This window comes from Pseudoalteromonas aurantia (assembly GCF_005886875.1).
GTDB classification, from domain to species: Bacteria; Pseudomonadota; Gammaproteobacteria; order Enterobacterales; family Alteromonadaceae; genus Pseudoalteromonas; species Pseudoalteromonas aurantia_A.
In genome coordinates, this window is the sequence record NZ_PNBY01000034.1 from 17,328 (window position 1) to 36,624 (window position 19,297).

Consider the following 19,297-nt stretch of genomic DNA (forward strand, 5'->3'; position numbering starts at 1 on the left):
TCTTTCTAAACTAATTTTTTTACTGCGGGTTTTACTATGGGGCTGTTCGCAAGCTGTGGTAAACTCCCGCATTATTTTTATCAGGGCTTATAACGATGGCATTAGAAGACATTCGCATTGTATTAGTAAATACATCTCACTCAGGCAATATTGGTTCAGTCGCACGCGCGATGAAAACGATGGGATTATCCAAACTATTTTTGGTTGACCCGGCTTGTGAAGTTGATAGTCATGCGAGTGCTCTAGCTGCGGGTGCCACCGATGTACTTGGTGCTGCAACCACGGTAAATACCTTATCGGAAGCAATTGATGGGTGCGCATTAACCATAGGCACGAGTGCACGTTCACGTACGTTGTCATGGCCAATGGTTGATCCTCGAGAATGTGCTGAGAAATTGGTTAAAGAATCAAATACTGGGCCTGTTGCTTTGGTGTTTGGTCGTGAAAATAGCGGTTTAACCAATGAAGAATTACAACTGTGTAATTTTCACGTATGTATTCCAGCCAACCCTGAATATAGTTCGTTAAATTTAGCAATGGCAGTACAAACTTTAACGTATGAAACGCGTATGGCCTTCTTGGCGACGCAAGAAGTCAAAGTTGAAGAAGATGATGCGGTTTATCCAAGCGCTAAGCAAATGGCGTTATTCTACGAACATTTAGAAAGTACACTCAATGAAACTAACTTTATTGTAAAGCAGCACCCTGGCATGGTTATGACCAAATTAAAACGCTTATTTAACCGCGCTCGCCCAGAGGATCAAGAGCTTAATATCTTGCGCGGTATTTTAACCTCAATTAATAAATCGACGCAAAAATAGCCAGTGTAAATAGGCTGTGTGGTCGAACACGATTTGCACAAGATAATACTTGACTAAATTACTCGGGTAATTACAATATGATAATACTTGAGTATTTTAGTCGGGTATTTGGGCAGTATCTGTGATTAGACTGGTATTACAAGTGAGTAATACTTGACTATCTTAGTCAGGTAATTAAAATTTGCGCTTTGGTAATCGAGCTTGGGGGCTTTATGAAATTAACATCGAAAGGCAGATATGCGGTAACAGCAATGTTAGACGTTGCGTTGCATACTAAAGCTGGCCCTGTCCCTCTTGCTGATATTTCAGGTCGTCAGGAAATATCTTTATCTTACCTTGAACAATTATTCGCTCGATTACGTAAACATGGGTTAGTGAGCTCAGTACGAGGTCCGGGCGGCGGCTATTTACTTGGTCGTGATGCGCAAGCAATTTCTGTGGGTGACGTGATAAACGCCGTTGATGAGTCAGTCGACGCGACACGTTGTCATGGAGAAGGGGGCGGTTGCCAAAGTGGGATGCGTTGTTTAACGCACACATTGTGGTCTGATTTAAGCCAGCGTATCGAAGATTTTTTAAAAAACATTTCCCTTGCCGAATTAGTCGCAAATTCTGAGGTGCAATCTGTTGCATTACGTCAGGATAACAGCGTCAATAGTGCGATGAAGCAATTAGACAATATTCAAGTGAGCTGTCAACTTTAAGGTTGGCGTCAAGCGGAGAAACAAATGAAGTTACCGATTTATTTAGATTATGCAGCAACCACTCCGGTTGATCAGCGTGTTGCCGACGAAATGATGCAATGCCTGACAATGGAAGGGAATTTTGGCAACCCAGCATCTCGCTCGCACCGCTTTGGGTGGCAGGCAGAAGAACTTGTTGACCAAGCGCGTAATGATATCGCTGATTTAATTAACGCGGACCCGCGTGAAATTGTATTCACTTCTGGCGCAACAGAGTCAAATAACCTGGCTATTAAAGGCGCAGCAAACTTTTATCAGAAAAAAGGGAAGCATGTCATCACTGTAAAAACAGAGCACAAAGCAGTGATTGATACATGTCGTGAGCTTGAACGCCAAGGGTTTGAAGTAACCTATATGGAAGTTGAAGAAAATGGCTTGCTTGACCTGAAAAAGTTAGCAGCCACAATGCGTGAAGACACTATTTTAGTGAGTGTTATGCACGTAAATAACGAGCTTGGTGTTATTCAAGACATCGCGACGATTGGTGAAATGTGTCGTGAACGTAAGATCATGTTCCATGTTGATGGTGCGCAAAGCGCAGGTAAAGTTAAAGTTGACCTGAAAGAGTTGAAAGTTGATTTTATGTCTTTCTCTGGTCATAAAGCCTATGGTCCCAAAGGGGTAGGGGCACTTTATGTACGTCGTAAGCCACGTGCTCGTCTAGAAGCACAAATGCATGGTGGTGGTCATGAACGTGGTATGCGTTCTGGTACTTTAGCAACACACCAGTTGGTTGGTATGGGCACGGCATTTCGTATTGCAAAACAAGATTTTGAAAAGGACCATGCACACATCAGCGCGCTTCGTCAGCGTTTGATTGATGGTGTTATGGGTGAAGATGGTATGGATGAAGTGTACTTCAATGGCTGTGTTGAGCAGTCTGTACCAGGCATCGTAAATATCAGTTTTAACTTTGTTGAAGGCGAGTCTTTGCTAATGGCAGTTAAAGACATTGCTGTGTCGTCAGGATCAGCATGTACTTCAGCGAGTCTTGAGCCTTCATATGTATTAAGAGCACTAGGTCGTAACGACGAACTTGCACACAGTTCAATTCGTTTCAGTATTGGCCGCTTCACAACAGAAGAAGAAATCGACTACACCGTCAAATTAATGAAAGAGTCGATTGGCCGCCTACGTGAAATGTCACCGCTTTGGGAAATGCATCAAGAGGGCATAGACCTAGACAGCGTTGAATGGGCACACCATTAAGCATTAAGCAATTTTTGCTTGTAGCTCAACGCTATGAGCATATAGTGAGGAAAGTATTATGGCGTATAGTGATAAAGTAATTGACCATGTAGAGAACCCACGCAACGTGGGCTCTTTAGACAAAAATGATCCAAATGTTGCGACGGGTATGGTTGGCGCGCCAGCATGTGGCGACGTAATGAAGCTGCAAATCAAAGTATCTGATGGTGGTATTATTGAAGATGCTAAGTTCAAAACGTATGGCTGTGGTAGCGCTATTGCATCTTCGTCATTGGTTACTGAGTGGGTTAAAGGTAAGTCGTTAGATGAAGCTGCTGAAATTAAAAATACAGATATCACTGCAGAGCTAGAATTACCACCAGTGAAGATTCACTGTTCAATCCTAGCAGAAGATGCAATTCAAGCAGCAATTGCTGATTACAAAAGTAAACAAGCAAAGTAAGAGTAAATAGTTATGGCAGTGACATTAACAGACGCGGCAGCAGATCGAGTTAGAACCTTTTTAAACAATCGTGGCAAAGGGCTAGGTTTGCGTGTTGGCATAAAAACCACGGGCTGTTCAGGTCTTGCTTATGTACTCGAATTTGTTGATGAGTTAAGTGAAGGTGATGAAGTTTTCGAACACCAAGATGTGAAGGTCATTATTGATGCTAAGAGCTTAGTATATATTGATGGCACCGAACTGGACTACACGAAAGAAGGGTTAAATGAAGGATTTAAGTTTACTAATCCTAACCAAAAAGATGAATGTGGTTGTGGAGAAAGCTTTACCGTTTAACTTATTCGTTTTACGGATGTAACATACCTGAAGAAATATTTTTTGGGTATAGAGCCCTACTTTAGTGGGGCTTTATTGTATTTTAGCAAAGCCTTTTAGAAGTGAATAAGTGATATGCGTTACTTTGAGTTGTTTGATATTCCAGTAGCCTACGACGTTGATTTAGTTAAAGTTAATAAACAGTATTTAGATTTACAGCGTGTCATACATCCTGATAAATTTGCAGGAAAGAGTGAACGTGAAAAGTTACTTGCAGTGCAAAAAACAGCTGAAATTAACGATGCACTGGCTGTGTTGAAACACCCATTGAAGCGTGCTGAATATATGCTTAGTGAGCGCGGTGTCGATATTCGAGCAGAGCAAAAAACATTACAAGATCCATTATTTTTAATGCAGCAAATGGAATTACGTGAAACGCTATCAGAGCTTGCAGATAGCAGTGATGTTGAACAAGCCATTGAAAACTTTGAAGCCGAAATAGACGCATTAGACAAACAGTACAGTGCGCAGTTATTTACGCAATTAGCTGATGAAGCTGATGAAAGTATGTTATTGGAAGCTGCTGATAACATTCGTAAACTCAAGTTTGTATTTAAATTACGTGATGAACTCGCACGTATTGAAGACAGTTTATTTGATTAATCTTACAGGCTGACCTTTTCGAAGGTGAGCTGCAAAGTGAAGAGCATAATGGCCTTATTGCAAATTGCTGAGCCGGGGCAGAGCGCGGCACCACATGAACATAAACTCGCGATTGGTATAGACTTAGGAACTACCAACTCATTGGTTGCGACAGTACAAAGCGGCGAAGCGAAAACACTGACGGATGTATTTGGCACAGCCATGTTACCTTCTGTGGTTAGGTATCAACAGCAGCAGATCATTGTTGGCCAAGAGGCTCAACAAGCTTCTGTTGAAGATCCAACTAATACCCTTATCTCAGTAAAGCGTTTTTTAGGCAAAACGTTAGCTGAAATCGAACAAAGCTATGGTCAGTTACCGTATGAGTTTATTGAGCAAAGCGGTAACGTTGCGATTAATACCATCGCAGGCGCAGTGAACCCAGTTCAGGCATCGGCTGAAATACTCAAAACATTGAATCAACGTGCTGTTGAGAGCTTTGCAGGTCAAGATATCTTGGGCGCGGTGATCACGGTCCCTGCCTATTTTGATGATGCACAACGTCAAAGTACCAAAGATGCGGCTGAACTTGCCGGACTTAATGTCTTAAGATTGCTAAATGAGCCAACTGCGGCCGCTGTGGCCTATGGTTTAGACTCAGGCCAAGAAGGGGTTATTGCGGTTTATGACTTAGGTGGCGGTACCTTTGATATTTCTATTTTGCGCTTAAACCAAGGTGTTTTTGAAGTATTGGCCACAGGCGGTGACTCAAGTTTAGGCGGAGATGATTTTGACTCCATGCTGGTGTCATTGTTTAAGTCAAAAGTAGGAATTGATGATTTAGACGTCCATGAATTACGTTTGTTCATGAATAAAGCCAAAGCATGTAAAGAAGCGCTGAGTGGTTATAAAACGGTTAACGTTAAATTAGAGGTTAGAGAACAAACTCATACCGTGGCAGTAACACAAGGCGAATTTGCTGAACTTGTGATGCCTCTGGTGAAGAAAACCCTACGTGCTTGTCGCCGTGCAGTGAAAGATGCCGGTGTGACTAACGAAGAAGTACTGCAGGTTGTTATGGTGGGTGGCTCGACACGGATGCCGGTTATTCGTGAAAACGTGGAAAGCTTTTTTGCAAAACAGCCATTAACGTCTATCGATCCAGATAGAGTTGTTGCATTAGGCGCAGCTATTCAAGCTGATATTTTAGTTGGCAATAAGCCTGACTCTGATATGTTGTTATTAGACGTATTGCCGTTGTCGCTTGGTCTTGAAACGATGGGTGGCTTAGTTGAGAAAATCATCCCACGCAATACCACAATTCCAGTTGCTAGAGCGCAAGAGTTCACGACCTTCAAAGATGGTCAAACTGCGATGTCGTTGCATGTACTCCAAGGTGAGCGAGAGCTGGTTGATGATTGTCGTTCGCTGGCCAAATTTAGCTTAAAAGGCATACCGCCAATGGCTGCGGGTGCTGCCCATATTCGCGTTACGTTTAAGGTGGATGCGGATGGGCTATTGAGTGTATCTGCCACAGAAAAATCCACCGGTGTCCAAGCTGACATCCAAGTCAAACCTTCGTTTGGCTTATCGGATGACCAAGTTGCTCAAATGCTTAAAGACTCAATGAGTAACGCTAAAGAAGATATGCAAGCGCGTATGCTAAAAGAGCAGCAAGTAGAGGCACTCAGGGTACTTGAAGCCCTTGAAGCTTCTTTGTTAACAGACAGTAATTTATTAAATGAGCAAGAACTTGCTGATTTACGTGAAGCGATGACGGAGCTGGTGAACACGCGTGAGCAAGCAACGTTACCGGATCAAATTAAGAGTGCCATTGAACATGTTGATGCCGCAAGTAGCGAATTTGCATCACGTCGTATGGATGTATCAATTAAACAAGCACTGCAAGGGCAGTCTGTAGACGAGGTGTAATATGCCACAAATCATCTTTTTACCCCATGAAGAATTATGTCCTGAAGGCGCTGCTATTGAAGCACCTAAAGGGGAAACAGTGTTAAACGTGGCATTGAAAAATGGCATTAGTATTCCCCATGCATGTGAGAAGTCGTGTGCATGTACTACTTGTCACATTGTTGTACGTGAAGGGTTTGACTCATTAGATGAAAGTGATGAATTAGAAGATGACATGCTAGATAAAGCATGGGGCTTGGAACCTGAGTCACGTTTAGGGTGTCAGGTGATTATCACAGATGAAGATCTTGTGGTTGAAATTCCTAAGTACAATTTAAACATCGTAAATGAAGATCATTAATAGTTAGGGGCTGTTGATCTTTCAGGTTCATTTTTGTAGCAGTGTGATTGGCTTTTATACAAGGCAGAGGCTGCGTAGCATGGTTATTCCATGTGAGTCAGCCGATAACATAGTAGAAAAGCCAATCAAGCGCTGCCTACCGGTTCTTTTGAGCGCCCTTTTCTCTTTGTTGCTTAATATTCGCTTAGATTACTAGGCCACACATTAAGCGCTGTGATAAAAGCACGCTCAAAGAGAACAAAAATAGAACAGAAAAGATCAACAGCTCCTAATCTCTGTCATTTATTATGATGAAAACCGTAGCATAAGTGCTGCGGTTTTTTTGTTTATAGCGCCATAACTGTGGCATATTAATCATAACTAGATTAACGGGTTGTCTCGATGCAATTGCTCTTAGAACACGAACATTCTTTTATTAACGGTCAGTCATATCAAACTCAGGATATGTTTGCGGTATTGAATCCAGCTAATCAGCAAACTGTAAAGCACGTCTCATCTGTTGATGAAAAAGGCAGGATGTTGGCGTTAACGGGTGCTAAACACGCATTAGAACAATTACGTTTGGTTTCAGTGCTACAGCGCAGTGAGGTACTGAAAAAATGGCATGGATTAATTTTATCAAATGAAGAGATGCTGGCAGAATTGATGGTCGCAGAGCAAGGCAAGCCATTGCATGAAGCGCTAGGTGAAGTGCGTTATGCTGCGGGCTTTGTGGAGTGGTTTGCGCAAGAAGCCATACGAAGTTATGGCGAGACTATCCCGAGTCAAAATACGTTGGTGCAATTGAGTACCATTAGACAACCAGTCGGTGTAGTACTTGGCATCACACCATGGAATTTTCCGCTTGCGATGATCACGCGCAAAGTTGCACCAGCTTATGCGGCGGGATGTAGCTTTATTTTAAAGCCATCTGAAGAAACCCCATTGAGTGCCATTGCATTAGCAAAATTAGCTGTTCAGGCAGGTATGGAAGCAGGGGCGTTTCAGGTGCTGATAACGACTCAACCTGCTGAGCTGATTGAGTATTATTGCCAATGCGCAGCAATCCGCAAGTTAACATTTACAGGGTCCACAAGGGTGGGGCGATTGTTACTGTCGCAATCGGCTACGACAATCAAACGCACATCTATGGAGCTTGGCGGAAACGCGCCCTTTATTGTCTATGACAGCGCAAATATAGCTGCAGCGGTTACTGGTTTGATGGCAGCTAAATTTCGTAACGCAGGGCAAACATGTGTAGCGGCGAACAGGGTGCTGGTTGAGCAAGGATGTATGGCGGAGTTTATCAGCTGTCTTACAACGGCTGTGGCTGCTTTAAAAGTCGGTGATGGTATGGTGGCAGGTAACGATTTAGGGCCATTAATTAATGAGCCTGCTAAAGTCAAAGTAGAAGACTTGATCTCTTTGGCATTAAACCAAGGTGCGAAAGTACATTACCAAGGAGCTGTAGAAACAGGACTGTTTATTGCCCCTGTTATTTTAACTCATGTGACACCCGATATGGACATTGCCAACACTGAAATATTTGGGCCGGTTGTGTCAGTCATAACATTTACGGATGAACAGCAGAGTTTAAGCTTTGCCAATGGAGTAGAAGAGGGGCTCGCCGCTTATTTCTATTCACAAGATGTGTCGCAAATACATCGGGTCTCTCGTGCGTTAGAGTATGGCATGATTGGCATAAATGAAGGTATGATCTCGAATCCAGTAGCGCCATTTGGGGGGGTGAAGCAATCAGGGTTAGGTCGTGAAGGGGCTAAGCAAGGGCTCGAAGAGTATCTTGAAGTTAAGTATCTCTGCCAAAGGTTTGATTAACGCAAGTTTTACAATGACTTTCTATTATTTAAAAAGCGCTGTAAACTTGTCCGCCTATTAATATTTAGTGGTCTGATATGGTAATCGGAAATACGGATAAGGCAGTGCTTACGCCGCTGCTGGTGATACTAGCCGGAGGTCTTGGTAGCCGTTTTGGTGGTAATAAGCAGATAGCAGAAATCCCAGGGCTAGAATGTTCCATTATGGAATTAAGTATCCAAGATGCTCATAATGCGGGAGTCATGGAAGTTGTGTTGGTGATAAATTCAGCGATAAGATCCACGGTAGAAACACGTATTATTCCACGTTTACCTCAGACCTTAACGATTCATTTAGTTGAGCAAACGATATTAGATGTGCCAAAAAAGCATCTTGATAGGGCAAAAAAGCGACTAAAACCTTGGGGAACGGGCCATGCGTTATTGACGGCGCGTGACTATATTACCCGACCTGCTATTGTGATCACGGCCGACGATTATTATGGACCAAACGCTTACGAACAATTGGTTAGCCACTTTGTTGAAACCGCTGCGAATGAACATCATATGGCTATGGTGGGTTATCCAATTAAGCGTACGTTGTCAGAGCAGGGAGGCGTAAATCGCGGTCTATGCCTGTTAGATGGTGACTCGCTGGTATCGGTTAAAGAATGTTTAAATATTAAGATGGAAAACGAACAACTACTCGGTGAGTGTGCGGGTGACACTATACTTATCAATGAAAACACACTTGCCTCCATGACATTTTGGGGGATCACTCCTAAGCTTATGACATATCTGAATCATGATTTCTCTCGGTTTTTAGATGGCGATGACAACGCTATCAAAAGGGAGTATTATTTGCCCGATTGTATTCAAGCATGTATATCCTTGAATGAAATTCATGTCACAGCTTATTCAGCCATAGATGATTGGTATGGCATTACCTTCAAAGAAGAACTAGATAGCGTAGCAGGAAAATTAAATGAATTACGTCATGGATGAGCAAGTCTCAGTCCCTTCACACACGCGGTCACGCAATGAGGTGCACATGAAGAACACTGCGATAGTGCATTATTTATCGCAACAATTTGGTTTAGATAGCAGCACCGCTGTGATGAACCCGATCGGTAATGGTCATATTAATACCACAATGTTACTAAAAGATGGCAGTCAGGCGGTGGTAGTACAAAAGCTCAATACGGATGTTTTTCCACAGCCAGAGCACCTTGTAGAAAATGCACGGGCTATCGAGCAGCACCTGTCAGACAAAGCGGTTACAGGTAAGTATAAACTGAATATCATTAAGCATTTACCAACAATTAATGGTAAATATTTAGTAACCCATAATAACGAGGTATGGCGCGCATTAGAGTTTATTGGGGGAAGTTACAGTGAAGACGTGGTTAATAGCACCGAGAAAGCGCAAACCGCAGCCAATGCATTTGGGCTATTTGCTCGGGCGCTAGAAGACTTTAATGCACAAACATTACATCATGTTATTCCTGAATTTCATAATTTAACCAAGCGCTTTGAGACATTCAAAAATACGGTGAGTGCAGATGAGCATGACCGTGTAGCGAATTGTATGACGGATATCTCTTTTTGTGAAAGCCAAGTTAGCCTAGTTGCTGAACTAGAGGCATTGGCTGGGACTATTCCACTGAGACCTTGTCACAATGATACTAAAATTAATAACATGCTTTTTTGCAATAGCAGCAATAAAGGTAAGGCCGTCATTGATTTAGACACTTGTATGCCGGGTTATTGGTTATTTGATTTTGGCGATATGGTACGTACTTTTTGCTCACCAGAAGCCGAAGACTCTACAGATTTATCTGCTGTAAAAGTACGAGAGGAAATATTCGAAGCCATTGTGAAAGGATATGTTTCGCCTTTATCTGAGTCGATCACTGAGCAAGAAAAAATGAGCTTCTTACTTGGTGCAAAAGTAATGCCGTTCATGATAGGCCTGCGCTTTTTGACGGATTATTTAGATGGTGATAATTACTTTGCGACCAAGCACGCCACGCACAATTTAGAGCGTGCACGTAATCAGTTTAAGTTGTACCAAGACATACTTGATAAAGAAGGCACCTTAAAGGGTATTCTTGTTAAAAATTAAAAAAGCGCTTATGCGCTTTTTTAATGCTTGTCAGACTTGTTGGTCGTCGCTAATAACGTAATATAGGGCCAGAATAGTTGTGGTAATGACAAAGGATAACAATGAAAAAGTTTAACCGCCGTGATTTTTTAAAAGCAGCCAGTGCAACGGCAGCAGCCAGTGTTGTAGCCGGGTGTGCGCAAACAAATACATCACTCCCCCAATCGCCAGCAGCTCAGGGCCAATCTGTTATAGGATTGGTAGTACCAAAAATGCCAATTGTACGTGTTGGCTTTATTGGTGTTGGGCAGCGTGGCTATGGGCATGTAAAACGCATGAGCCATATTGAAGGCACAAAAATAGTCGCAATTTGTGACACTCATGACGAAGTTTTGGAACGTTCTGCTCAATATTTAGTTGATAAGGGAGTAGAAAAGCCAGCATTATATTCTGGGGGCGAACGAGCTTATCAACAAATGCTAGCGCGTGATGATATTGATATAGTGATTATTTCTACTCCGTGGGCATGGCATGCTCCGATGGCTATCGATACCATGAATAGCGCAAAGCATGCCTTTGTGGAGGTGCCTCTGGCCTTGACGGTAGATGAAATGTGGCAAATTGTAGATACCGCAGAGCGTACTCAGAAAAACTGTATGATGATGGAAAACGTCAACTATGGTCGTGATGAGTTGATGGTACTAAATATGGTTAGGCAGGGCTTGTTTGGCGAATTATTGCATGGTGAAGCCGCTTATATTCATGAATTACGTTGGCAAATGAAAGAGGTTGAGCATAAGACAGGCTCATGGCGTACTGAGTGGCATGCAAAGCGCGACGGTAATTTATACCCAACCCATGGCCTAGGACCCGTTTCACAGTATATGAATATTAACCGGGGTGATCGCTTTGATTATCTAACCTCTATGAGTTCACCTGCGTTAGGCCGAAGCGCTTATGCCAAACGTGAATTTGCAGCGGGGCATCAACGTAATCAGCTCGATTATATCGCGGGTGATATGAACACCACGATAATTAAAACCGTTCAAGGTCGCAGTATTATGGTACAGCACGATACAACCACGCCAAGGCCTTATTCTCGTCATAATTTAATTCAAGGGACCAATGGTGTGTTTGCTGGTTTCCCAAACCGGATTGCCTTAGAAAATAATGGCAGTAAGAGTTTTCATGAATGGGATCATGATATGCAGGCTTGGTACGATAAATATGATCACCCTCTTTGGGTTAAAATGGGAGAAGAAGCACAGCGCAATGGGGGCCATGGTGGCATGGACTTTTTGATGTTTTGGCGGATGATTTATTGTTTACGTAATGGTGAGCCGCTTGATCAAGATGTCTATGATGGAGCAGCGTGGTCTGTTATATCACCATTATCTGCACAATCGGTTGCAAACCGCAGTAATTCTGTTGATATACCTGACTTTACGCGTGGCGCATGGAAAAATGCGAAACCACTTGGCATTGTTGGCGCATGAATAGAGTTAGGGTGTTTTAATCATTAAATCGCCCTATTTATTGCTGTTAATATGTATTTATTTATGATTGCTTTACATGTGTTTAGTGTGAGTAATGGTCGCCAAAGTCGCTATCGGCGGCTACAATAGCCATGTCTATATTTCCTTTAGAGAGCAGTAATGAAACTGTCAGTTGAGATCAGTAAATATCCACTTCATAGTGATTATATTCCATTTATTAAAGAGTTCATTGACCGCTTAAATCAAAATCTAGAACTAAAAGTTATTACCAATACTATGTCTACCCAGGTGTTTGGTGACTATGATTTAGTTATGCAGACGCTACAGTCAGAAATGAAGCGCTCGTTCATTACTTATGGAAAAATCGTTTTTGTGTGTAAATTTATTTCCGGTGACTTGTCCGCCAATGATTGAATTTATACGAGGCGTACTTTCTGGTTTTACCGCGATGTCGTATTGGGAGTATATTGCTGTATTGCTCTCTTTGGCATACTTACTATTGGCCATCAAAGAGAATCGCTTGTGTTGGCCTGCTGCATTTATCAGTACGTTTATTTACACGGTGATGTATTGGAATGGGGCTTTAGTTATGGAGTCTGCGCTGAATTTTTATTACATGATAATGGCGGTTGTTGGCTGGAGAATGTGGCAAAAAACGCAGGAGCAATCCATAGTGCCCATTGTGTCTTGGTCGCTTGACCGACACATTAAAATTATCATAGTGACCAGTATAATTGCTGTCATATTAGGTTATTTGACGGATAAATATATCAGTGCTGAACTGGCATACCTCGATAGCTTTACCACCTGTTTTGCGATCGTTACCACGTACTTAGTGGCTAAAAAGGTGTTGGAGAATTTTTTATATTGGATAGTGATTGATACTGCTTCAATCTATTTATATTTTGCAAAAGGCTATTATCCAACGCTGGTTTTATTTGTTTTTTATACCGTGTTGGTGTGTTGGGGTTACAAACGTTGGTATGATGAACATGAGCAACGTGAAGGCCAATCATTAGCAAAATTAGAATATGACTAACCCGCCGGTTGATTTAACTGCGCTAGCTCAAGCATTGTTACCGACATTGCATGTAGAGGGTATTGAACGCCTAGCTCGAGGGTTAAGTAACGATAACTTCCTATTACAGACTAACCAAGGAAAGTTACTATTAAAATGCTATAAAGGCGAGGTGCCAGTACCTATTTTAAATATTCAAAATACGCTTGCGGATATGGGGATCACGCAATCGGTTAGGGCATACGACTGTGATAAGCGTATTGCGTTATTTGAGTTTATTGAAGAGGTAGCCCCGTTTACCGCGCTTGATGTAAATCTTATTCAATGTTTGGTGACTTTACATGAATACCAAGGGCTGGATAATACAGCCCCTATCGATATAATCAGCTTTGTGAAAAAGCTTACATTAAAAGAGCTCGACTGTGCTGAACATCATATGTTACGGGCTGTTAAATTGATTGAATCGTTGCCGCGAGAGCTGGCTTTTTGTCATAACGACTTGGTATTTGATAACCTAATCAATGCGGATCGTGGGCCTAGATTAATTGATTTTGAGTATGCCCAGTATAATGATGTTTACTTTGATTTGGCTGCACTCAGTTGTAGCTTTAATTTGGATACACACGCACAGGGGGCGTTATTAAAGACATATTACGCACATCGTTACTTCACTTTACCTGACTATGCTATCGGTAAATTAGTGGCGTATCAGGTTGTCTATCTATTATTGAGTATCGACTGGTATCAAAGCAGAGGAGCACACTCACATGTGAGGCCCCTCATTGCAAGACTACACAGTCTCGTTGACTAGATCCCGCCTAACCTTTGTGCTAGCTCTTTGTACTTTTCCACATCTGTTTTATCAAATATAGGCTGACCATCAGCATCATTATCTTTTGCAACAAGTAAGTTCTCCCTAGATAGTCTCCTTACACGCTCTACTTTTACGCCGAGAAATTCAGCTACTTGTTCAGTGGTCATCGGGGTCATAATAATAATCCTCTTGATATTATTTAAGCACAATGCGCTTGTTGTTATAGGGCTTTTGCTCTGTTTCGCATTGTTCGGTGAACACAAATGGCATGTTGCACCGACGAAAGTATAACTAAGCATAGTTAAATATCGCGTTTTTTGTGCAATGTATAGTGTTTTTTTGATTTTTAGATTAAAAATTAGGCATGTAGCGCACAAGTGCTAGTATTTGGCCATCGATAGCATTATTATAAACACGGTTGAAAAACGGCTGTGTCGCTCTCGTGGTGAAATGGATATCACGTGGCCCTCCGGAGGCTAAGTTGAAGGTTCGATCCCTTCCGAGAGCGCCAAACAGCTTTTAGGTTCATTTTTAAAGTGCGACAAAGTCGCATTTTGCTTTACGTCTTCCTTTTTTATTCCAGCGTATACTCTTCGATAGCCTCATCACCATCCAGTATAGCCACTTTTACTTATACAAACTTTACTGATTGTATTTTACCCAGCTTAAAAAATATGCTTTAGTTACAGAATGTTTGATGGTGAATTGTGGCGCTTTTAAAGTTTTGGCGAGTAGCATGCGGTATTTAAAAACAATTATTTATGTTGATAACGTAGAAGAGGTGCTTGATTTTTACTATCAGGCTTTTGGGTTGAGTGCGCTTGAATTAACAGAAACAGCAGATTATGGTGAGTTAAACACGGGCCAAGTGACACTTGGGTTTGCCAGTCACCCCTATGCGCAAGCACAGTTTAAACAAAGCTATATACGGTCTCAGCCCAAACAGCCAGCATTGGGGTTTGAGTTAACTATGCTATGTAATAATGTCAGTGAAAGTTATGATAAAGCTGTTGCTGCAGGTGCTGAGCCGTTAATGCCACCATGTAGTAAAAATGAGCACACACAAGCTTATGTGCGTGCTATTGATGGTACCTTGGTAGCCTTAGTCAGTTAACGCTCGCGCTAAACCAGTTGGTTCGATTTCAAGGCATACATTTTCGTCATTCCAGTTCAGACCAAGTAATGCTTCGTCTTCATTGAGATCTTCAACCCACTCATCTAAAAACTCATCAAGTGCAATGGGTGTTGGTATATAGCCCTGCCATTCATCTTTACACTGAGCTTGCGCTTTTTCTGCGCTATCCCACACGAGTAAAACGTCAGTCGTTTCGAACTGGTTTGATTCACATACCACAACGCCACCATCTTCAGCACCCAGTGCCCATACCTGTTCACCGAGGCGAACCTTTTCAACAAAGGTGACAAGTTCTGATTCAATTTCAATGTCGCTCATGGCGTATACCTTTTTAAATATGTTATTTAGTTGCGTGGATCGCTTTGCTTTATTCCTTTGCGTTGTGATTGAACGGTGTGAAAGTTCAATAAGGCAGCAAATGAGGTTAGATCGGTGAGTTCTCTGAACACGATCCAATCTAGCAAGCAGTATAAACTGATCTGCAAGTACTGACAGTCTAAAAAGTGAGTTTTCACACATTGTTCATTTAAATCTAAAAGTACTTGCTCAATACGTTCCCTTTGTAGGTTAAAAAAGAGTACGTCACTGTGCGTGTCCAAGCCTGAGCGATCACAAATAAGTAGTTCAACCAACGAATCGTTACAGGCGTTAATATTTGTCAGCTGATTTTCTTGCCACCAAGTTGGCCTAGGCAAATCGTAGTGTTCATTTAGGTAACGAAAAATAACGTTAGAGTCACTTATTTGCTGTGATCCGTTCACTAAAAATGGGATTTTCCGAGCTGGGTTATGTGCTATGAGCTCCTTTCTCCCCTCGTCGGAAAAGATATCGAGGTGAATATACTCTATATCGAGGGCGTGATGAGCAATGAATAATCGAATTCGGCGCGCGTAGGGGGATGTATCAGAACCAAATAGTTGCATAGCAGTGTTCCTTTTCCAAATTTAACTCAAAAAAAAGCCGCAAAAAGCGGCTTATTGGCATAAGTATGAACTTACTCAGTTCTACTTGTTACTTCAAGTAAATGGTAACCAAACTGTGTTTGAACAGGGCCTTGTACATCATTCAGTGGTGCAGCAAATACCACAGTATCGAACTCAGGGACCATCATACCAGGGCCAAACTCGCCAAGTGCTCCACCGTCTTGCCCTGAAGGACAACTAGAATACTGCTTTGCTAATTCAGCAAAATCTTCACCGGCAGCAATGCGCGATTTTAAATCTAAACATTCCGCTTCACTATCTACTAGGATGTGCCTTGCGCTTGCAACTGTCATAACTTCTCCATATTTCGCTTGTGATTAATTTTTATTCACTATTTATTCTAATACACTTGTATTAAAAACTCACGATATCATTGTAATGCTTTTTCTACGGCACTCACCATTTCGTCTGATAAAGGTTTAGTGCGGCTATTGAAGCGAGTAATCGTTTGTCTGTCTGCAGAGACTAAATATTTATAAAAATTCCATTTTGGAGAGCTGGTTTTATCACCTAAGTGTTTGAAGATAGGGTTTGCGCTATCACCTCGTACATCTGATGTTGCTAACATATTAAAAGTCACCCCATAATTAACGAAGCAAACTTTGGCTGTGTCTTTCTCATCATCTTCTTCTTGAAAAAAATCATCTGATGGGAAGCCCAATACTACTAACCCTTGGTCTTTATACTTTTTGTGGAGTTTTTCTAAATCTTCAAATTGACCGGTGAAACCACAGTTACTGGCAGTGTTGACGATAAGCAAAGGCTTGTTTTTAAACTGGCACAAGTTAAGGGTGTCTTGAGAGCGTAATTTTCTTAATTCTACATTGGTAAAATCATCACATGTTGCAGCGAGTACTTGCGAGCTCAATAATAAGCTTGATGAAATTAGAGTCAGTGTGAGTAATTTGTTTAGCATTGCCTTTCCTTTGTTTAATGAACTCTTTTATGATACGCCAATAGACCTTGATTTGATCATCTTTCTTACACTATGACTATTAGAATTGCGGAACATCGAGATTTGCCTGCTATCGTTGCTGTTTACAATGAAACTATCGCCAGTCGTATGGTGACAGCGGATACTGAGCCTACGACTGTAGAAGCGCGTCGCCAATGGTTTTTTAGCCACACACCAAGGAGACCCTTATTTGTTTATGAATCCCAGGGAGTTGTGCTTGCTTGGTTGAGTTTTAAGTCATTCTATGGCCGCCCAGCTTACGCTGGAACGTGTGAAATAAGTATCTATATTACAGCCCTAGCAAGGGGGAAAGGGTTAGGTACTCAATTACTGGAATTCGCTGAGCAGTATGCAATAAGCATTGACGTGGATACCTTACTCGGCTTCATTTTTTCACATAATGTGCCCAGTATAAAATTGTTCGAACGTCAGGGTTATAGTTGCTGGGGGAAGTTACCTCATATTGCCCGTATGGATGGCAAGCGGTTCAGTTTAACCATTCTTGGTAAGCAGTTAGGCAATGGGTAGCCTAGGTTTCTAACAAGTTAAAAAATTCGACTACACTACTTGTGTTAGGGCAAGGAATAGAAATGGATTATGTCGAATAAAGTATTGATCATAGATAGTAATAGTGTGTTGGCAATGCGACTCAAAGTATTGTTTGAACTGTTAGGTGGGCAGGTTGAGCATATTCACTATAATATGCTTGATAAAGGAATTACTTTTACTCATTATGATGTTATTGCCATCGCACATGGGATCCCTAGCCATTATTTAACGCTACTTTCCTCTTTAAAAGAGCATTGCAAACTCATCCTTTTAGCGCCAAAACCAGATAATAACGAACATTTAGAAGTATTTAGCCAATTTAATAAAGCACTGCCGAATGGCATTGTAGTTTACCCTTTTTTTGCCAATAAAGAGATCACGCATTTATTAGAGCGTGTATTAGAAGTCGGCGCAAGTCAACGCTTGGTGTTGCCAACAGTGCTATTAGTGGACCATGACGCTATACGTTTAGAGCTGCTAGCCATTAGTTTACGTGGGGCGCAGCTAACCGTATTTACCGCAACAACGATTGGCTCAGCATTAAAAGTAGCAAGTAAAGATCACATTGATTTATTGATCAGTGACTTTAATTTTGAAGACGGCACTGGCGTTGAGATGTTTGTGCAGCTTAAGGGGTTATCGCCAAATTGCCGCTGTTTATTGTTTACTTCCAGAGCAAGCCAAGTAGACATGATGGAAGCCATTCGACAGGGGGTTGAAGATGTATTACTGAAGCCGTTTGATGAAAGTGAATTACTGCAATCACTCCATAAATTATGGCAGACCGAGTTATTACGGCGGCAAAATCAAGAGTTGGTTGAACGACTACAAGAGACCGTTGATGCGCTAATTGAGCGGGATAGCTTATTACGAGTTATTTACAAGCATACTCCAGACCCCATTGTTTTGTTTAAGCGCAGTGGTGCGATTATTGAAGCGAATGATGCGTCAATACGATTACTTAATTTGTCACAAAGCGAGATACAAGCGCGTTCTCTGTATGATTTATTTGCGACTGACTGCACTGACTCTTTAAAATTGGCGATTAAAGAGGTGGGTATAAAGTGGCACTTTAATTGTGAGTTGGTATTACCACAGGCGTCAGGTGATATCCCTTTAATGGGCACTTTTAATGAAATAGATCATCATGGCGAAGTAGCATTTGCGGTTATATTTAAAAATGTCGCGCACTTAAAGAAAAAACAGCAAGTTTTAGAAGAAGCCAAAGAGGTACTTGAAGCAGAAGTTCAAGCACGGACTTCGCAACTACAAAGTGCGAAAGATGCTGCAGAGGCTGCGAATTTAAGCAAATCAGAATTTTTAGCCAATATGTCTCATGAATTACGTACTCCAATGCATTCTATTTTGAGCTTTGCGCGCTTTGGATTAGATAGGTTAAGCAGCGGGGAAGCACCAATAGACAAATTACAAAAATATTTATCAAGAATAGAAACCAGTGGTGAGCGGTTGCTATTGCTACTCAATAACCTTTTGGACTTATCTCGTTTGGATGCTGGTCGCTTTCCCTTTAATCCGAGTAATTATGATTTTACCAGTATTATTAAAACGGGTATTGATGATGTTGCTGGGAGTGCCTTGGCAAAAAAAATCCAATTTGAACTATGTGTCCCTTCAGCGCCTATTTTGTTGTATTGTGATCAAGATCAAATGAATCAAGTGGTGCGTAATCTATTGGGAAATGCACTAAAATTCAGCCCTGAGAATAGCCAGATTAAGGTGGCTGTTGATTTAATCGGAAATAAAGTTGCCGTGGCCATTAGCGATCAGGGCGTTGGGATCCCCGATGATGAGCTTGAGCAGGTTTTTTCGAAGTTTGTGCAAAGTAGTAAAACCAATAATGGCGCTGGTGGTACGGGTTTAGGATTGGCGATTTGCAAGGAATTTATATTGCTACACAAAGGCTGTATTTATGCCAGTAACAATGAGTTTGGAGGTGCGACAGTCCACATAGAGTTGCCATTGAGTCAGCATTAAAGCATTTAACA

23 protein-coding genes and 1 tRNA gene are annotated in these 19,297 nt (G+C 41.7%); 19 read left to right on the forward strand and 5 right to left on the reverse strand.

Annotation, left to right across the window (positions count from 1 at the left end; all coding sequences use genetic code 11):
• The first annotated feature begins 95 nt into the window (after window positions 1–95).
• From trmJ to CWC18_RS07485, 15 genes are all read left to right on the forward strand, one after another.
• A complete protein-coding gene (gene trmJ, locus CWC18_RS07415) occupies window positions 96–821 on the forward strand; it encodes a tRNA (cytosine(32)/uridine(32)-2'-O)-methyltransferase TrmJ (RefSeq protein ID WP_119861622.1) in 726 nt (241 codons plus the stop codon).
• A 212-nt stretch (window positions 822–1,033) separates the two neighbouring features.
• The gene (iscR, locus tag CWC18_RS07420; RefSeq protein WP_010362763.1) at window positions 1,034–1,525 is read left to right on the forward strand and encodes a Fe-S cluster assembly transcriptional regulator IscR; all 492 of its coding nucleotides are present in this window, start codon (window positions 1,034–1,036) and stop codon (window positions 1,523–1,525) included.
• 24 nt (window positions 1,526–1,549) lie between these two features.
• Window positions 1,550–2,773: an IscS subfamily cysteine desulfurase gene (locus CWC18_RS07425; protein WP_138589786.1), complete on the forward strand. Its 1,224-nt coding sequence runs from the start codon at window positions 1,550–1,552 to the stop codon at window positions 2,771–2,773.
• A gap of 58 nt (window positions 2,774–2,831) precedes the next feature.
• Window positions 2,832–3,215: a Fe-S cluster assembly scaffold IscU gene (iscU, locus tag CWC18_RS07430; protein ID WP_010362765.1), complete on the forward strand. Its 384-nt coding sequence runs from the start codon at window positions 2,832–2,834 to the stop codon at window positions 3,213–3,215.
• A 12-nt stretch (window positions 3,216–3,227) separates the two neighbouring features.
• Window positions 3,228–3,551 carry an iron-sulfur cluster assembly protein IscA gene (gene iscA / locus CWC18_RS07435; protein ID WP_138589785.1) on the forward strand — a complete coding sequence of 108 codons (324 nt, stop codon included), beginning with the start codon at window positions 3,228–3,230 and terminating at the stop codon, window positions 3,549–3,551.
• A gap of 114 nt (window positions 3,552–3,665) precedes the next feature.
• Entirely contained in the window at window positions 3,666–4,193 is a 528-nt protein-coding gene (gene hscB / locus CWC18_RS07440; RefSeq protein WP_138589784.1) for a co-chaperone HscB, read from the forward strand.
• A 48-nt stretch (window positions 4,194–4,241) separates the two neighbouring features.
• Window positions 4,242–6,104, forward strand: a complete 1,863-nt coding sequence (hscA, locus tag CWC18_RS07445) for a Fe-S protein assembly chaperone HscA (protein WP_138589783.1) — start codon at window positions 4,242–4,244, stop codon at window positions 6,102–6,104.
• Between the two features lies 1 nt (window position 6,105).
• Window positions 6,106–6,444: an ISC system 2Fe-2S type ferredoxin gene (gene fdx, locus CWC18_RS07450; RefSeq protein WP_138589782.1), complete on the forward strand. Its 339-nt coding sequence runs from the start codon at window positions 6,106–6,108 to the stop codon at window positions 6,442–6,444.
• A 381-nt stretch (window positions 6,445–6,825) separates the two neighbouring features.
• Complete coding sequence (locus CWC18_RS07455) at window positions 6,826–8,259, forward strand: NAD-dependent succinate-semialdehyde dehydrogenase (RefSeq protein ID WP_138675005.1); 1,434 nt, start codon at window positions 6,826–6,828, stop codon at window positions 8,257–8,259.
• 77 nt (window positions 8,260–8,336) lie between these two features.
• On the forward strand, window positions 8,337–9,242 hold the full coding sequence (locus CWC18_RS07460; protein ID WP_138589780.1) for an NTP transferase domain-containing protein: 906 nt from the start codon (window positions 8,337–8,339) through the stop codon (window positions 9,240–9,242).
• 46 nt (window positions 9,243–9,288) lie between these two features.
• Window positions 9,289–10,362 carry a phosphotransferase enzyme family protein gene (locus tag CWC18_RS07465; RefSeq protein ID WP_138589809.1) on the forward strand — a complete coding sequence of 358 codons (1,074 nt, stop codon included), beginning with the start codon at window positions 9,289–9,291 and terminating at the stop codon, window positions 10,360–10,362.
• Between the two features lie 101 nt (window positions 10,363–10,463).
• Complete coding sequence (locus tag CWC18_RS07470; protein ID WP_138675006.1) at window positions 10,464–11,837, forward strand: Gfo/Idh/MocA family protein; 1,374 nt, start codon at window positions 10,464–10,466, stop codon at window positions 11,835–11,837.
• A gap of 159 nt (window positions 11,838–11,996) precedes the next feature.
• Window positions 11,997–12,251 (forward strand): hypothetical protein, encoded by a 255-nt coding sequence (locus CWC18_RS07475; protein ID WP_138589778.1) that lies wholly within the window; start codon window positions 11,997–11,999, stop codon window positions 12,249–12,251.
• Complete coding sequence (gene pnuC / locus CWC18_RS07480) at window positions 12,247–12,876, forward strand: nicotinamide riboside transporter PnuC (RefSeq protein WP_138589808.1); 630 nt, start codon at window positions 12,247–12,249, stop codon at window positions 12,874–12,876. The genes CWC18_RS07475 and pnuC overlap by 5 nt, the downstream gene beginning before the upstream one ends.
• Window positions 12,869–13,666, forward strand: coding sequence for a phosphotransferase (locus tag CWC18_RS07485; RefSeq protein WP_138675007.1), 798 nt, complete (start codon window positions 12,869–12,871; stop codon window positions 13,664–13,666). Before pnuC ends, CWC18_RS07485 begins: the two co-directional genes overlap by 8 nt.
• Here CWC18_RS07485 and CWC18_RS07490 read toward each other — a convergent pair.
• The gene (locus tag CWC18_RS07490) at window positions 13,663–13,845 is read right to left on the reverse strand and encodes a helix-turn-helix domain-containing protein (protein ID WP_138589776.1); all 183 of its coding nucleotides are present in this window, start codon (window positions 13,843–13,845) and stop codon (window positions 13,663–13,665) included. The two genes, CWC18_RS07485 and CWC18_RS07490, sit on opposite strands and share 4 nt — an antisense overlap.
• Before the next feature lie 260 nt (window positions 13,846–14,105).
• Here CWC18_RS07490 and CWC18_RS07495 point away from each other — a divergent pair.
• A tRNA-Arg gene (locus tag CWC18_RS07495) sits at window positions 14,106–14,180 on the forward strand.
• Between the two features lie 225 nt (window positions 14,181–14,405).
• On the forward strand, window positions 14,406–14,783 hold the full coding sequence (locus CWC18_RS07500; protein ID WP_138675008.1) for a VOC family protein: 378 nt from the start codon (window positions 14,406–14,408) through the stop codon (window positions 14,781–14,783).
• On the opposite strand, the gene CWC18_RS07505 is transcribed toward CWC18_RS07500, so the two are convergent.
• The 4 genes from CWC18_RS07505 to CWC18_RS07520 all read right to left on the reverse strand — a co-directional run bounded on the left by CWC18_RS07505 (window position 14,772) and on the right by CWC18_RS07520 (window position 16,703).
• Window positions 14,772–15,122 carry a DUF2750 domain-containing protein gene (locus tag CWC18_RS07505; protein WP_138589774.1) on the reverse strand — a complete coding sequence of 117 codons (351 nt, stop codon included), beginning with the start codon at window positions 15,120–15,122 and terminating at the stop codon, window positions 14,772–14,774. The genes CWC18_RS07500 and CWC18_RS07505 overlap by 12 nt on opposite strands.
• 26 nt (window positions 15,123–15,148) lie before the next feature.
• The gene (locus CWC18_RS07510) at window positions 15,149–15,727 is read right to left on the reverse strand and encodes a glutathione S-transferase family protein (RefSeq protein WP_138589773.1); all 579 of its coding nucleotides are present in this window, start codon (window positions 15,725–15,727) and stop codon (window positions 15,149–15,151) included.
• Window positions 15,728–15,798: 71 nt separating this feature from the next.
• A complete protein-coding gene (locus CWC18_RS07515; RefSeq protein WP_138589772.1) occupies window positions 15,799–16,080 on the reverse strand; it encodes a peptidylprolyl isomerase in 282 nt (93 codons plus the stop codon).
• 77 nt (window positions 16,081–16,157) lie between these two features.
• Window positions 16,158–16,703, reverse strand: a complete 546-nt coding sequence (locus CWC18_RS07520) for a glutathione peroxidase (RefSeq protein ID WP_138589771.1) — start codon at window positions 16,701–16,703, stop codon at window positions 16,158–16,160.
• A 72-nt stretch (window positions 16,704–16,775) separates the two neighbouring features.
• Between CWC18_RS07520 and CWC18_RS07525 the strand changes: the two genes are divergently transcribed.
• Together CWC18_RS07525 and CWC18_RS07530 are read left to right on the forward strand one after the other, a co-directional pair.
• A complete protein-coding gene (locus CWC18_RS07525; RefSeq protein WP_138589770.1) occupies window positions 16,776–17,270 on the forward strand; it encodes a GNAT family N-acetyltransferase in 495 nt (164 codons plus the stop codon).
• 69 nt (window positions 17,271–17,339) lie between these two features.
• Window positions 17,340–19,286, forward strand: coding sequence for an ATP-binding protein (locus CWC18_RS07530; protein ID WP_138589769.1), 1,947 nt, complete (start codon window positions 17,340–17,342; stop codon window positions 19,284–19,286).
• The last annotated feature ends 11 nt before the right edge of the window (window positions 19,287–19,297 follow it).